Consider the following 16,010-nt stretch of genomic DNA (forward strand, 5'->3'; position numbering starts at 1 on the left):
TATCCTTTAAACTTCCGGCAGACTATTCCTCACGCACAGCGCCCCCGGGGATGTCAAGTTATTGCCACAAAAAATATGCGGCTTTTTTGCCATGAAAATGGCTGAAAACCGCATGTTTCTGGATAGAGGATGTTATATTATTGTTACAAGATGGGTGGGAGGATGTTACGTCAATGTTATAAATCAATTATTGATCACCGCATTCATCTTTCCCATATTTCTTCAATTCTTCCATTAATTTCCATAGATTGCAACCAATATTATCTATCAGTTCATCTTCATTTGATGCAAATTTTTTTGCTTGTTCAATCGCTCGATCAATATTGGGCATGTACTGTTTGACAAACCTAATACCACTTTTTCCATGATGTCCTCTTTCAGATACAGCTTTACTCACAAATGTATGCTGTTCCGAGACTTTGGGATTTTGTTTTATTATCTCTAATTCTTCTCCAAATTCTTGAAATATATCTGCCAAGTGCATTAACAACCAAAACTCGAAACAAGGATTTGCAATATAACATTTGTACCCATTATCTCTACAATGCTTTATACAATCAACCATATTGGCTTCTGAATGCGTTTGTGTATCTCTATCTATTAACACCGCAAATTCATCCAATTCTTTATTATACTTTCTCAAATATTTCCTGTAGTTGATATCATAACCAATCTTTTTAAGTTCCGTAACAAATAAGTTCCGTTGTTTTTTAGGAATTTGACTTGGATTTTCTAAATATTTCTTTATAAACTCTAAGCTATATTGCTCTTTAAATTGTTCAGATATCTCTTTCAAAATATCATCCTCATTCTGTTCACGAAGCCTGATATACTCTTCCAAGAGTTCAAGGACCTGCTGCGGTGCACTATTGGTATCTTTCTTTCCTCTCCGTAAAACCTCTACATCCACCTTTGCATTTATTCCAATCTTTTCTCTGTTTTTTGACACACCATCAAAGTATTCTTTCTCTGTGGCATTTCCCTCTACAGATAAAAAAATTCTTTTTTCCGGTAGAATTTTTTGTTTTTCATCTTCTCGATCGTATACTGTAGATGTAAGCCTATAACGATTAATCATTCATTTCCTCCCAAATCTCTTCATCAAATACCGGTACAGCATCATAACGTCCTAATAAGTATTCTTTATCAATTTTTTTATCATATCGTTCTTTGTACCGATTCAGAGAATAAATTTGAGAACTATGATCTTCTAATCGTTTTATAAACCATATCTCATCTTGTCTAACCAAATCCAAATCCAATAAATTTGAATCATGTGTTGTTGCAATTATTTGACAATCCGCTTCTTCTGTAAGAGTATAAAAAAGTTCTAGAAATCTTCTAGTAAGATTGGTGTGAAGGCTTCTATCGATTTCATCTATAAAAATAACCCTATTTCCTTGATGTTCATAAAATAATGGTATCAAATCAAACAATCTTTGAGTTCCATCCGATTCGTCCGCATATTCAAAAAGATCTTGTGCATTTCCGTGATTTTGCATCATTTTTGTTGTAATGATATTACCTTCCTCATCTTTTCGCAAAGAATACACTTGATTGTTCACTTTAAACATAACAGGATCATCTTCTATATCATTAGAGATTCTAATTTTTAATTTTTCTGCATGTTCCTTAGGAATACCTTCAAAAATTCTATCAAATTCCATTTCTCCCAGCTTAGACTCAACTGATTCAATACCTGTATCAAAATATTTTAATATGCCAGAAAAAAACACTCGTATTTCTTCCTTTTCAACCAATTGATTTAAACCACTATATTGGCTTGTTGGGAACAAAATAATAATACTTTGAAACCACTCATAAACATCCCTAATTTCTCTGAGGACTCCACTGTTTTCGTTACTTCTTTCCGCAACATCACTTAAAACACTTTTTTTCTTCATAGATGGTGATATGTTTTTTCCGAATACATCTAGAAATATTTCCCACTTTATTTTTTCCGCTTCACTTCTATGCTTTACTTCGCTAAAAGTAAAATTAATGCCTTTTTCATCAATATCTCTATTAAAAATACAAGTTTCGGAACCATTTTTTTCAATTCGTACAAGCCACTCTGAAAGAATTTCTTTTGTTGCATACGAAATTGCAATTCCATAGGAATACTCTTTTCTCGATTGTGTAATTAATCTATACTCAAATACTCCTGGCTGCTTATATCCATCACTACTAATCCTAAAATATTTCCTGTTTAAGTCTACTTCCTCAAGACCGTCTAATATTATATCTCTAGAATAATCAATTGCTTTAATAAAATTGCTCTTACCACCCGCATTTGCGCCATAAATAAGTCCCGTTTTTAAAATCTTTTTTCCATTTCCACTTAAAATATGTTCTTTATGTCTAGCAACTTTTGATGCCATCATAGACATAGTCTGTGGATCCTTAAAAGATAAGAAATTACTTACAGAAAATCCTATAAACATATTTTTCTACTCACTTTCATTTTTATTTATATTATGGTTATTATATTGTGATTTATTCTCTTTTGTCAATGCTTTTTCTTTTCAAGTTTTTATTTATTTAGTAATTTCATGTGATTTTTTCTCTTTTTCTATTGACTTTACATTTAACTTATGATATCTTGTATTCACAGGGGTTAGCACTCTTTTTTATAAAGTGCTAATAGATAAAGGTAAAAAAAGATGGCCTCTCGACCACCTTTCATTCTGAATCTGCAATATACAAATTCAACATAGCACTTGAATCATAACATATATTCGCAGAGAGTTCAACAGAAATGTGCTGATTTTAATAGCATTTTACCTTTCCCAATTTTTGAGAAAGGAGGAACTCACCCATGTCATTCGATGGAGCTCTCATTAAAGAACAAGGCGTCACTTTTGCAATAGTTATTGTTAAGCCTAGCGTCCTTACCAGTGCAGACAAAGAATCAATCCGTCAAAATTTTTCTCAATATTTCGGATATGTTCCAACAATTCTTATGGCACAAAATAGCCGAGGCATTCCCACCTATGATGGTCGGAGAGATATCGTAAAGTTTCTTTCCCATATACATCCATCCAGAATTCCTTGGAAACACTATACTGTTAATTGATAGAAAGGACAATACTATGGCAAACCAACATGTAGTTCCCAATAATGGGCAATGGCAAGTAAAACGTGAAAATGCAGACCGTGCAACCAAAACTTTCAATACGCAAAAAGAAGCGATTGAATACGGCAAAGATATTGCAATGCGACAGCAATCAGAATTAATCATCCATGACCGCCACGGTCGCATTCGTGATAAAGACAGTTATGGAAATGACCCTTGTCCCCCAAAAGACACTCGTTTCTAACTAAATCACTTTAAGTCAAAAAGCGATATTGAATTTGTTCAGTATCGCTTTTTAATATTTTTTTAATTTATTGTATTACTACCCTAACCACAAATTCAGCTATTAAATTACATTTTGTCTTTCCACTTCGTTTCCATCCTCCCATCATCATGCACATACACTCCTTCTACATACTCCTCCAACATCTCCCGTGCCAGCTTCTCATAACCGAGATATTCTACCATCTGTTCCACCGGAATATTCTTTTTCAGCAGGACCTCTTCCTCATTTCTTACAAGAGCTTCTAATTCCTGAATTCGTTTCTGTAACTGTTCTTTTGCCAGTTCTATCTGCCCTCTGGCATCCTGAAACTGCTTTTGATCCAGTTTACCTTCATGGAACTCTTCGTAATTCTGTAGGTGTTGTCTTTTGAGCTGCGCCTGTTTTTCTTTACAATCAGTGATTTCGCCCTGATACGTCCGTATCAGATTCTGATATTTCTGACGCAAGGAAGCATCCATCTGTTCCTGACTGATCATTTCCTGTAAATGTGCTTTTATTTCACTTAGAATAAAGACCTCCAAAATTTTGTTATCTGCTTTTCCGGCAAAACAGCCTGTATCTTCTTTCCCTTTGCTGTATGCGCAACTGTAAAGTATATGTCCATGCTGTTCCTTGCTCCCTGAAAGATTTCTTCCACAGTTTCCGCATTTCAGAAATCCACTGAAGATAGAAGTACTCTTAGCAAATTTGCTTTTTCTGGAATGGCGCAGTTGAAGACTCTGGGCTTTCTCAAATTCTTCTTTTGATACAATTGGTTCATGATGGTTTTCCAGCACTTTCCACTGGTCTTTTGGAATGGGAACTTCCTTTCCGGTTCCCGGATCCGGAATCTTCGTTTTTCCGTAAACCATGCATCCAATATAGTTTTTATCATTAATGATTTTCCTGACCATATCAGCCGTCCATTGAAGGTCTTTCGATGCCGCTTTCCGGCGATCCACTTTCTGGCGGCTGCTCATAGACTGAAGCGGTGTAGGAATACTTTCCACATTAAAAACCCGACAGATTTCTGTTTTAGAATAACGTTGATTTGTCAATTCAAATACTCTCCGTATTACCTTTGCTTCATCTTCCACAATTTGAAGTTTTGTCTTATCATCTGGATTTCTTCGGTAACCATATGGGGCAGAGCCACAGCAGTATTCACCCAGATTTCTTCTGGTACTGACGGCGGCTTTCACTTTCACTGACTGATCTTTTACATAAAAATCTGCAATCAACCCTTTGAACTGGACTTCAATATCAGAGCTTTTCCCTCTATAATCCAGAGAATCGTAATGGTCCGAGACTGAAATAAAACGGATACCCATAAAGGGAAAAACCTGTTCCAGATATGTTCCCATTTCAATATAATTTCTGGAAAATCTGGAAAAGTCCTTTACCACAATGCACTGCACCCGATTTTGTCTGACAAGCTGCAGTACCTGCTGCATTGCAGGTCGTTCCATGCTGGCACCGGAATATCCATCATCATAAAATTCTTGATAGGGCATAGCTAACAGTTCCGGAATCGCTGAAATGTAATCTTTGATTAACAACCTCTGATTTGTGATACTGTTACTTTCATTGTCTGTATCGTCTTCCATAGAAAGACGGTAATACCCGATGAGCAATCTGTTATCTGTCATCTGCCATCACCCCCTGAAATTTAAAAACGATTTCCAAATGTCCATCTCCGTACAGCGAGATGCGCTCTATCAATGCTTCAACCAGTTCAGCGTTCAGTCGGGAAGTTCCTTCCAGTTCCAACAGACTTCTAAGGAATTTTGCCTCTTCTTTCTGCTGTTTCTGCAGCATATGTATTTTCTGTTCCAACGTCTTTCTTCGTCCTTGGAAAAATGTTTCCCATTCGCTGCATTCTTTTTTGGCATCAAGGTATGCTCGTAAAGAAACCTTTCCTTCCTTATACATCAGAAAACTCTGAAACGATTGATCTGATATCTTCTGATAATCTGTTTCCATTTTATCCAGTTCTTTGCGAATAATAGCAAGCTGGTCTTCCAGGACTGATCTGCTGATTGCGGTCATATCCTTTTTCTTTATTTTCAAAAACTGCAACTGTCTTGAAAGCTCGGAACGGACAATTTTTTGCAGCTTATCTTCGGAAATATTCTTTGTCTGGCACCTTCTTTCATCCTTATAACGGCTTGCCTGACAAAAATACTCCACATGCTCTCTGGCTCTACACGTCGTCATTTTTCTCCCACAATCACCACAGTAAAACACATTATAGAATGCCCTGTCTTTTTTATCCCATCCGACATAGCTTCTTGCTTCTTTCGCAGCCTTTAGCCGGATTTGTGCCTTATCAAACATATCTCTGCTGATAATCGGCTCATGCGCTTCGGGAGAGATAATCCACTCCCTTTCATCCACAAGATCACACCATTTCTCTCCTCTAGAAAACCGGGATTTATACTTATGCTGTACCAGATCTCCATAATAATTATTTCTGGTAAGCACCGCCCGGATAGAAGAATTTCCCCATTGATGAAGCACTTCTCCATCCTGGCAGTACACATGATGATATCGGTTATAATCGGATATCCGATGAACACCATTCTCAAAAAGCCCGTCAATAATCCGATTGATAGGCATACCGTCTGTATATTGTTCAAATATTCTTCGCACAATTTCTGCAGTTTCCGGATCAATGACAAGTTTTCGGATTCCGTTTTCATTTACAGAATGATATCCATAAGGAGCCATACCTCCTACATAACTCCCATTCTTTTGGCAAGCCCGTTTGGAAGCACAGCATTTTGCAGAAATATCTTTTGCATATGCATCATTAACAAGGTTTTTGATATTCATAGATAATTCCTGACTGTCAGCATCTTTTGCAAAAGAATCGTAATGGTCACACACAGAAATAAACCGTACTTTCAAAAATGGAAAAATCTTCTCCAGATAATCTCCAGTTTCAATATAGTTTCTTCCAAATCTGGAAAAATCTTTGACAATAATACAGTTAATTTGTCCTGCACGAATATCACTCATCAACCTTTCAAAACCAGGTCTTTCGAAATTTGTCCCCGTTTTTCCAAGATCTGTATAAACATCATACAGCACAAGTTCTGAATTTCTGTCGGCATTTTCATTCTGATGCCGAATAAATTCTTTCAACATTTCCACCTGTGTTTCAATCGATTCTGATTTTTTATCATCATGATCCACGGATAATCTGGCATAAATAGCTGTTTTATAGACTGACAACCGTGGGTATTCCAACTTTCGTCCATTCAGATATCGTTTTGCTGTTCTTGCCATTTATCCAACCTCTTTCCCTTTATCGGTCTGCTGTTCTTCAAAAAAGTTCTTAATCACTTTCATCTTCTCTATCATATCCTGATAACGAAGTACAATCATAATCCGTTTGTTTTCATATATATAGATTTTATCTACCGCCAGTGCCAGAAGCATCCGGTCTAATTCTTTCAGCTCTAACGATTTTTTCCACTCCTCCAGCTGAATGGTAGCAGCAACCCCATCTTCAAACATCTGTTTTACCATCTGCTTCTGATTTTCAATCATCATTTCCAGTCCTTCACATTTCTTACCATAAATGTCACGGAATTCCTGAAATTCTTCTTTGTTTATAATTCCGGCTTTCAAGTCATCATATAACGACACCCTTAGTGCGTAGCACTTATTGTATTCTTCCTGCAGGCGACTGATCTGCGTATCATAGTGAATGACCTGATCATATCTAATTTCCATCTCTTTCATTTCTTCCATTATCATTTGATAATCCATAAAAAGAGAAGAATACGTCTGAATCTCTTTCAATACAATGGTTTTCAACGTTTCTTCCAGAATGCTGTGTCTGGTACAATTTCCACCTTTATTTTTTGTCTGACAAATATAAAAAGCTTTTTTCTTTCCTTTATACTGATTCACTCTTCGAATCATGGGTGTCTTACAATCTCCGCAAAAAAGAAAACCGGAAAATAAATTGGCTCTTTTCAATGATTTTGAAGCTCTTCCATCATATTGAAGAAGTTTCTGCACAATATCAAAATCACTCTGGCGAATAACTGCCGGATGTGTATTCTCCACCCTTACCCATTCATTTTTCGGCTTATCCAGACGTTTTTTTACTTTGTAGCTGATACGTTCCTGTTTTCCCTGTACCATATTTCCAATATAAACCTCATTCGTGAGAATACGCTTAATCTGCACAGCAGACCATTTTGGAAATTCTGTGCTCTGAAATCCGGAATTATAGTTTTCTCCCAATGACTTTTTATACTCTTTCGGCGGTAATATATGACGTGTATTCAGCTTTTCAGCGATTGCCCCCAGACTTAATCCTTCAATTTTCCACACATAGATTTTTCGGATCACATTTGCCGCATATTCATCAACTACAAGGCAGTTTTTATTCTGTATATCTTTCTGGTAACCATAAGGAGCAAATGCTCCGATAAATTCTCCATTTTCCCGTTTCATCTGCTGATAGCTTCTTACCTTGGTAGAAATATCCCGGCAATAACTATCATTCACAAAATTCTTAATAGGAACCACGAGAGATTTTTCAGAAGTATCTGCCGTCTTGCTGTCAAAATGATCTGTAACCGCAATAAAGCGCACATTTAAAGCCGGGTAGATTTTTTGAATAAATCGCCCGGCTTCTATATACTCTCTTCCGAATCTGGATAAGTCTTTTACAATTACGCAATTCACTTTCCCAGATTCAATATCAGTTGTCATTCGTTTAAATTCAGGTCGGTCAAAATTACTTCCAGAGTAACCATCATCCACATAGATATCAAATATTTGGATATCCGTTTGACTCTTTACAAAGTTCCGAAGTAATTCCCGCTGACTACTGATGCTGTTACTTTCCGTCTTGGCACTTCCATCAATATCTTCATCGTCTCTCGACAATCGAAGATATAATGCAGCATCGTATGTGCATGACTCCTTCCATTGATTTTGCTTCATTTACATCGCTCCTAACCCATATTCATTGATAGAAGTCAGAAACCATGTAATCCGTTCATTTTCCCTGACTCCAGCTTAACATAACTTTTGTCGCTTTACAAGACATTAATACATCAACTCCGTCCTTTTTCTCAGATAATCCATTAACGCATCTGTTGCATCCACTTCCCCTGTCATTTTAACTACAACCACATATCCTTCATTTACATGAACATAAGGCTCATTACCGGACTTTTTTACAAATTCACAAATTTTATCAGAAATGTCCTGACTCATAATCGGATACAATTCATCAATCGCTTTCAGACCCTCTGCTTGTAAATTCTCTACCACTTCCTCTGGTTCTGCACCCAAATTACTTGCCATTGTCTCTCACCTCTGTTCCAACATATTCTTCGCACAAGTCGTCCTATTCCTTTTAGTTGTCAATGTGCAGCGGATTTTTACTCCCTCACTTACACAAACTGACGCAAAGAGAAAAACAAGCTGGTGAAATTCTCTGGTGAACAAATATTTTTAAAGATCTCCCCTAATTGTTTTAAATACCACAATATTTCCAGGGCAAGATTCGCCTATGTAATACAAAAACTCCATTTCATGGATTTTTGCATACTTGGCAACTCTTGATGGAGCATCCAGCGCCCCATACCCTCGGTAACTACACAATAGGATTATGTCCTTTGGCTTCCACAAAATCATGTGGGCGCAGCACCATATTTCATAGGCGATATTTTATACATACAGGAGACCTGCCACTGGCAGCTTTGTTGCATACAATAACATAAAAGCAAACAGCATCTGTCCAGTTGACAAATACTGTTTGCTTTCAATTTCCGTTTGTAATTTTTAATTTATAGATGAATCCCGATAGAGAAAAATACTTTAAAGTCCACACAACTCTCGGATATATATTTGGATTGTAGCTGACACGATCCAATGCTCGCTATTCCTGCGAACAATCAATCAGCTCGACAAACTAGAAGTTGAGGGTACCTTATGTATACAAAAATATCAACCTTCAAACTCTTTTAACTCGTCAAGTGGGTCTTTTGAAGTATCAATTCCCATACCATCCTTCAACCAATCTGCTTTACTGTAACCAGTTCCTGTCAATTCAAATATTTCGCCTTTATACCCTACAGCTTTAACCCATCCCCATTCTATAAGTCGGTCTAACGCCTCTATCCATCTTGCTGATTCTCTTTTTGAGTTATCAGCCATAAACTGCTTACCCGATGTAAAAATCTGAGTAGGAGAGCTAAGTGTCTGTATCTTTATGATTTGACCATCCCCATCAGCTGCATACACTAACAGAAAAGCCGATTCCACAGGAATGTTGCCAACATCATCTTGACCTACAACTGATTTATCTCCCTCTGGATTTCCAATATTTAATGTCTTATTTTCATCCCGAAACAATTTATTAATATCTTCATTCGTTGCTGTGGGAATTTCCTCCCAGGTTAACTGGTTACTCTCTAACTCAGTGAGTCTACTGCCAAATTGAGAAAACATCTCTTTCATATCTTCTAACATTTTCTGTTGATGCTCCACAAGCTCAACATTGGCCTTATTCCGTCCTTCTGCCTCTTCATTGATTACATCTACTATATCTCGATATCGAACCCATCCAGCATTATCATCAGCATAATTAATGGCATTCCTAAATGTCGGTGATGCCACATATTTTAAACAGTTTAGATCCGTGAAAAAGTCAACTGTATTTTTATCATTTTTAACTCTTTCTCTGAACTCATCAAGTCTTTTCATTTTATCATATTTTCCGTCTCCAGTATCCTTTTGACTTTCAGCAATAGCTGAAGATCGCTTAATCAATACAAGCACTGGTAGTCCCTTAGTTTTTGCATAATTGTATTCTTTCTCCGTGTAACTTATACCAGTTTCTTCATCGGTTGCTCCATACCGGCCTCCAATAACAAGAAGGTAAAAATCGCACTCATCAATCATCTTTGTTATAACATTCCATTGGCTTGTAGGAGCAGCATGAAATTGCTCCATTCCTACAGGGATGAGATTATTCTCTAGTGCTACACCTACCAATGCCTGTCTTTCTTCTTTAAGGTCTTCATAGGTAGAGCTTATAAAAATAGAAAACTTTCGTCTATTCTCCATATCAATATTCTCCTCGCATATTTATCTTTTATTATTTCACAGTATAATCAATTGCCTGGAAAGTCGGAATTTACCAATTCTACAAACACTGATTTACCAATGTATCTGGATGTAATTATACATTGCCGCCACAGGAAGCACAAGCACGTGTGCCGAAAAAATGTCAATTCTGTAATAGCATATGTTTTCGTTCTCTCCTTATCTGGGTTCATCCGCGAAGTATACATAAAAAATCAGATTTTTAATATATCTCATTCACATCCGATCATTTATCTGATAGATAGATTCGATATATCTCACTCTTACCCAGTATTATTCTATCAGTATTATTAGCGTGTCGTTTTAACATGTCTAGAGATGTCATTTTACACGTCCAGACATGTTGTTTCGACACGTTTGGAACCATTCATACCTTATTTTATCTTCTCATTGAATTTATATCCTACACCCCATACCGTCTGAATATAAATTGGTCTGGACTGATCCGGCTCGATTTTCTTACGGATTTTGTTAATATAGGCTGTGATATTGCGATCATCTGCAACGTAACACGCTTCCCACACTCTATCGTAGATTTGCCCCTTGCTAAATACCTGTCCCCTGTTTGCTGCAAGAAGTTCCAGAATATCAAACTCTTTACTTGTAAAAAATACTTCTTTATCATTCACAAGTACCTGACGCTTTGACGGTATAATCACTAAATCACCAACAAAAATATTATTGGTCTTATAGATTTCCTCTTGAGTAGTGTAACCATATTCCATTGCCAATTCTATTAACCTTCTGCAAAAATCTTCACTATCCTTTTCCATCTTAACCAGTATAATATCCACATCCAATCTATTCCCCTTCTTTACTTATTGACCAGTCCTAAAAAAGTATCGCATTCAATCTACCAGTCAACTCAGACATTCTCCCGGAAATCAATTCCGCTTTTCCTGTTTGCATAGTTCACGATTTGCCACAACTGTTGCTGCAGCCGCCGCAATCACATGACTTATGAGAACTGCAATCCAAATGCCGTTTAATCCATGTAATGAATTTGACAGTACCCATGCAAGGGGCATACGAATAATCAAATAGTACAATACCATGCAGAGCATACTTTTTGATGGTTTCCCCATACCATTTAAACTTCCTAAAAAACAATTCGTAACTGTATTTAAAACATATCCAATGCCAACGATCTTAAAATATACGTCTACAATCTCCGCCGCTGCTTCGCTATCAACAAATAAATATGACAGCCGATTGGAAAAGCACACGATCAAAACAGAAAAAATAATCAATATGACGGTACCATACTTTAAAGCTAATTTTATATAATCTTTGCCCCGGTCATATCTGGTGCCACCTACACATTGGCCTACAATACTTGTCAATGACATATTCAAAGCCATTGCCGGATAGAACAAAATTGTCTCCAGCTTCCCTGTTATTCCATAAGCTGCCAAAGCTGAGATTCCAAATCCTGTGACAAGTGACGTAAGAAAGCTTGTACTGATTGCGGGTATACTTTGCTGAAAAGCTGACGGAATCCCTTTTATGATAAACGGCACCACTAATGTCCGATCAAAATAAGACAAGCGAAGTTTAAAAAACTGTTTTTTATATAAATACGCAAGCATAAAAATGAGACATATGGACTGAGATGCAACAGTCGCAATAGCAGCTCCTTTAAATCCAAGATAATGAATAAATAACGGATCTAAAACAGCGTTCAGTAGGGTACAAATCAACATAGCAATTACCTGAAAAACACTATTACCAAAACTTCTTAAAACGGCTGTAAAGTAGCAATACAGATAAACTGCTAAATACCCAAGAACATAAATTGCCAGATACTGATAGGCAGATTGCATAATTTCATCCGTTGTATGTAACAAAACAAGAATTGGCTTCAAAAACACTTCAAGCAAAATCGTTACGCCAAAAGAAAAAATAATTGCTACCGTCAACGAGGTCATGATCATCTTCTCTGTTTTCTCTTTTTCATTTGCGCCAATTGCCTGTGACAAAAGAATAGACACACCATTCGTTGCGCCCATTGCAACGGAATTAAGAATTAGAATAATCGGTGTTGAATTCGTCAATGCAGCATATGCTGTTTCACCTAATAAATTGCCAATCCAAAGGCTATCCACAAGATTGTATGCCATATTTAAAAACATTGCTACCATCATCGGCAAGAACATTGCTGCCAAACATCTTTTTGTATTCCCATTTATGAAATCTATTTTTGTATTCATTATTTTATCCTCCTTTAATGAATGAATATTAGTCATTTAAGTTTCAAAATAACTCCCTACCACTATGGCAGGGAAATAAATTTATGTGTCAATCTATTTACTATGCAATATACAACATAAGCCTGTTCTTAAGAGAAACCTTTAATTAACTCTAACAGAAAAATGCGAATACGTTCTTCTCGTTCTTCAGGTGTAAGCTCCTGATTAAGCAAAATGCCCAACTGTCCATATACGCAAAAGGACGCTGCTGTTTCCGTATCTTGTATATGAATTTCGCCTCTTTCATTTGCTTTAGCAAGTAAATTTGACACGATAGGCTGCAGTTTCGAACAAATCTTTAAAGACAGTTGGTTGTGAAATTTCAAATTGCCTGTCTCATGACATATTTTTTGAGCATAGCTATTGTCATTTTCCACCTCTGCAAAGGTTGGCATCTTTTCGATAATATCTGCCAGAGACATTTGCTCATCCAAAACAGTGCTTATCTGTTCCACTTGTCTCCCGGCATATTGATCTAATGCTGTGTCAAATAATTCTTCCTTTGATGAAAAATAGCGGTAACAAAGTCCCTGAGCAACATTCATTTCTCTCGCAATATCTGAAATGGATGTTTTTTCATAACCTTTCTCATAGAAGACCTTCATTGCCGTATCTATAATCTCCTGCCTTCTTTCTTCTGGTGCTTTTGTTATTCTGGTCATAAATCCGATCACCTCTTTTCCCGTCCTTACCAAGTACAACATATCATACTTGTATAATAATGTCAATGAATTTTATTCATTCATTTTTAGATAATATACCTTTTTCGGAATAATAGATGATTGAGATTACACAACATTTCATTTGCCTATACGAAGATTAACTCTTCCCCGATAATCTCCATCGCACGAGCCTGTATGTTATTCATTTTCTGTATCCAAACAAACTGATTCTCATTTTTTAGTTCTTCTGTCACTCCTTCTGCTTTCTTCATTTGCTTCACAATTTGTTCAAAGCGTATTGTTGCCTGTTCTTCCACATCTGCTAAATGTTTGTCCAGCTTTCCAGTAAGAATCATGGACTGATACCATCCTGGCTTATACTCTTTTAGATAAGTTCTTCTGAGCATACCATATTTCCCTATGATTCTGATTTCCTCTGAACGCAATTCCAATTCAGGCAGCAAATAATCGCCCACTTGTCTATACGTTATTTCCAATAGTGTCTCCTCCTTCGTTATAATACAACTTAAAACCTCTGGTTTCTCGTTGAACTGTCAGGCAAAATCAAATACTCACTTCGTTCGTGCTTGATTTTCTGCTGACAACTCATGTTACATCATTGCTACAAACCTCTCATCAAACTGGATTTTCGATTCCAACCCGGGCAGATTTTCCTCTGAATCCATGGAAAGTGTTTCGTTTCTGTTTTGGGGAAAATGAGCGGAAACACTTGATTTTACTGGCTTCTATCAATGTAACCTTATTATAACGTCCTCCCCATACCCCATCTGATTGTTGGGCCACCGCTCAAATCCCGGCAGCTGCCTTGCCCCTTTTCTAAAATAAGCCTTTACTTTCTCCCCAAATAAATAACTATCATTTCCCCGGACAATCCCCCACTCCATCAGAAGCGCCGCTGCTCCCGTCACAAATGGCGTCGCAAAAGAAGTTCCGGTGAAAGCCGCGTATCCGCCTCCGGCTGCCACTGTAGTTATATTTACCCCGGGCGCCGCAATATCCGGCTTAATAAGACTTGCATATCCATCTGACGCCGGAGCTCCCCGCCCTGAAAAATCTGCGTAGGTAAAGGTCAGAGCATCATAAGCTCCCACTGAGATTACCCTGGAAGCAGTGGATGGAATGGTTATGGTGTTCCGGGGTGTCGGGTTACGGAAGGCAGTTCCTGCAGTTAATACATTTTCACTGGGAAGCCACATTTCGTACCGTCCGTCTATGACCTTCCCTGCGGCAAGAACAATCTGCCAGATACCGGATGCAATATAAGCGTCTTTTGGAATCATATCAATAAATATTTCCTGATTTGTACTGTATGGACTGGGTTCTCCATAATATATAAGGATTTCCGTCTGCCCTACCGTAAACCTCTGCGGTCCCAGGATTTCCTGAATCGGCCCCACCCGGACGCCGGAAGGCGATACCAGTGATATAGCAGCCTCATCCGTGTAAGACTTCCATATTTGAATATTTAATGAAGTCTGCCTTTCCTGCACTGCAAGCTCCACGATTTCTTCTTCCCCTGAACGCAAAATCCCGGACGTATGACCGCCGCTCCTTCCTTCATTCCCCGCCCCCACACAAATGCATACTCTTCCAAGATTCGCCGCATCATCCAGATAACGCTCCAGAAGAGAAGTCCCATCATGTGATCCATAAGTATTTCCAAAGCTGATGTTGATTGCAAGCGGCAAACGGTACTCCAGGGATTTGCGAATCACATAATCCACTCCCTGCATTAATTCTGTCGTTCTTGGGAAACCTTCCTGCCTCGGATTTCCAAGCTTTACAATCACAAGTTCACTCTGCGGGGCAACCCCTGCATACAGACCGCCGCTCGCCCGCCCGTTTCCTGCTGCGATCCCGGCAACTGCCGTCCCATGTCCCGATATATCCTCACTGGGCACAATCTCCCTTCTCTGAGCCTGCGTCGGCGCCGCAAGGGCTTCGTTAATCCTTTCCCTGGTGTACTCCACACCCAGCACATACCCGCGTGGCGGTCCTGGTTCATTTCCCCGGGAGGATTCTGATTCATTTTCCCCTGCCACAGCTGTCTGATCCCACAGATTCAAAATCCGGGTGCTTCCATCTGCATTACGAAAATCTGCATTTGCATAATCAATTCCGGAGTCAATGACTGCCGTCAGAACCCCCTGTCCGAATAAAGAAAAGGGGGTGCCCTGCACTTCATTTATACAGGACACCCGCTTTCCATTTACCACCTGAAAAAACAATCTCTTTGGTTTCTCAATATACTCCACCTGCGGCAATGCCGCAAGACGATCTATCAGAGATTCACGAATGGTTATAACCGCATATTCATTCAAAAGTTCCACAACCTTGTCCGTCAGTTCCCTGACCGCTGCTAAATCCCCGGAATACTTAATAATCAAATCCCACTCCCTGTCAATAGGGTCGTATCCAACATCCAATTCCAGTGACTTCTCTCTTTCTTCTTCCGTAGCATCCAGTGCCAGGTTTAACAGATTCTCAGCTTTCTGGCTTTCCATCGTCTTTACTCTCCTCGTATAATAAGTTTGTAAGCAAGAAAACAGCTTGCAGACTTATTCTTTTTTGATTAGACAGAAGGATAATTCTAAACA

General features: G+C 38.1%; 14 protein-coding genes. 2 read left to right on the forward strand and 12 right to left on the reverse strand.

Annotated elements, in window-relative coordinates; genetic code table 11:
* Window positions 1-187: 187 nt before the first annotated feature.
* Together OCV99_RS10835 and OCV99_RS10840 are read right to left on the reverse strand one after the other, a co-directional pair.
* On the reverse strand, window positions 188-1,078 hold the full coding sequence (locus OCV99_RS10835) for an RloB family protein (protein ID WP_158370524.1): 891 nt from the start codon (window positions 1,076-1,078) through the stop codon (window positions 188-190).
* On the reverse strand, window positions 1,071-2,444 hold the full coding sequence (locus OCV99_RS10840; protein ID WP_158370525.1) for an AAA family ATPase: 1,374 nt from the start codon (window positions 2,442-2,444) through the stop codon (window positions 1,071-1,073). The genes OCV99_RS10835 and OCV99_RS10840 overlap by 8 nt, the downstream gene beginning before the upstream one ends.
* Before the next feature lie 374 nt (window positions 2,445-2,818).
* Between OCV99_RS10840 and OCV99_RS10845 the strand changes: the two genes are divergently transcribed.
* Together OCV99_RS10845 and OCV99_RS10850 are read left to right on the forward strand one after the other, a co-directional pair.
* Window positions 2,819-3,076 carry a hypothetical protein gene (locus tag OCV99_RS10845; RefSeq protein WP_158370527.1) on the forward strand — a complete coding sequence of 86 codons (258 nt, stop codon included), beginning with the start codon at window positions 2,819-2,821 and terminating at the stop codon, window positions 3,074-3,076.
* Window positions 3,077-3,092: 16 nt separating this feature from the next.
* The gene (locus tag OCV99_RS10850) at window positions 3,093-3,320 is read left to right on the forward strand and encodes a DUF2188 domain-containing protein (RefSeq protein ID WP_158370528.1); all 228 of its coding nucleotides are present in this window, start codon (window positions 3,093-3,095) and stop codon (window positions 3,318-3,320) included.
* Between the two features lie 107 nt (window positions 3,321-3,427).
* On the opposite strand, the gene OCV99_RS10855 is transcribed toward OCV99_RS10850, so the two are convergent.
* The 10 genes from OCV99_RS10855 to OCV99_RS10900 form a co-directional block, all read right to left on the reverse strand.
* Entirely contained in the window at window positions 3,428-4,990 is a 1,563-nt protein-coding gene (locus tag OCV99_RS10855) for a recombinase family protein (RefSeq protein ID WP_158370530.1), read from the reverse strand.
* The gene (locus OCV99_RS10860; RefSeq protein WP_158370532.1) at window positions 4,980-6,632 is read right to left on the reverse strand and encodes a recombinase family protein; all 1,653 of its coding nucleotides are present in this window, start codon (window positions 6,630-6,632) and stop codon (window positions 4,980-4,982) included. The genes OCV99_RS10855 and OCV99_RS10860 overlap by 11 nt, the downstream gene beginning before the upstream one ends.
* Window positions 6,633-8,309: a recombinase family protein gene (locus OCV99_RS10865; RefSeq protein WP_158370533.1), complete on the reverse strand. Its 1,677-nt coding sequence runs from the start codon at window positions 8,307-8,309 to the stop codon at window positions 6,633-6,635.
* A gap of 105 nt (window positions 8,310-8,414) precedes the next feature.
* Complete coding sequence (locus OCV99_RS10870; protein ID WP_158370535.1) at window positions 8,415-8,675, reverse strand: hypothetical protein; 261 nt, start codon at window positions 8,673-8,675, stop codon at window positions 8,415-8,417.
* A gap of 645 nt (window positions 8,676-9,320) precedes the next feature.
* Window positions 9,321-10,442 (reverse strand): DUF4062 domain-containing protein, encoded by a 1,122-nt coding sequence (locus tag OCV99_RS10875; RefSeq protein ID WP_158370536.1) that lies wholly within the window; start codon window positions 10,440-10,442, stop codon window positions 9,321-9,323.
* A gap of 413 nt (window positions 10,443-10,855) precedes the next feature.
* Window positions 10,856-11,275 carry a winged helix-turn-helix domain-containing protein gene (locus tag OCV99_RS10880; RefSeq protein WP_158370550.1) on the reverse strand — a complete coding sequence of 140 codons (420 nt, stop codon included), beginning with the start codon at window positions 11,273-11,275 and terminating at the stop codon, window positions 10,856-10,858.
* Window positions 11,276-11,365: 90 nt separating this feature from the next.
* Window positions 11,366-12,691 (reverse strand): MATE family efflux transporter, encoded by a 1,326-nt coding sequence (locus OCV99_RS10885; protein ID WP_158370538.1) that lies wholly within the window; start codon window positions 12,689-12,691, stop codon window positions 11,366-11,368.
* Between the two features lie 128 nt (window positions 12,692-12,819).
* Complete coding sequence (locus tag OCV99_RS10890) at window positions 12,820-13,434, reverse strand: TetR/AcrR family transcriptional regulator (RefSeq protein WP_317248224.1); 615 nt, start codon at window positions 13,432-13,434, stop codon at window positions 12,820-12,822.
* A 104-nt stretch (window positions 13,435-13,538) separates the two neighbouring features.
* Window positions 13,539-13,889 carry a TnpV protein gene (locus OCV99_RS10895; RefSeq protein ID WP_158370541.1) on the reverse strand — a complete coding sequence of 117 codons (351 nt, stop codon included), beginning with the start codon at window positions 13,887-13,889 and terminating at the stop codon, window positions 13,539-13,541.
* A gap of 252 nt (window positions 13,890-14,141) precedes the next feature.
* Window positions 14,142-15,917 carry a S8 family peptidase gene (locus OCV99_RS10900; protein ID WP_158370543.1) on the reverse strand — a complete coding sequence of 592 codons (1,776 nt, stop codon included), beginning with the start codon at window positions 15,915-15,917 and terminating at the stop codon, window positions 14,142-14,144.
* Between the last annotated feature and the right edge of the window lie 93 nt (window positions 15,918-16,010).

The organism is Dorea acetigenes (assembly GCF_025567385.1).
In the GTDB taxonomy this organism is placed as follows: Bacteria; Bacillota; Clostridia; order Lachnospirales; family Lachnospiraceae; genus Claveliimonas; species Claveliimonas acetigenes.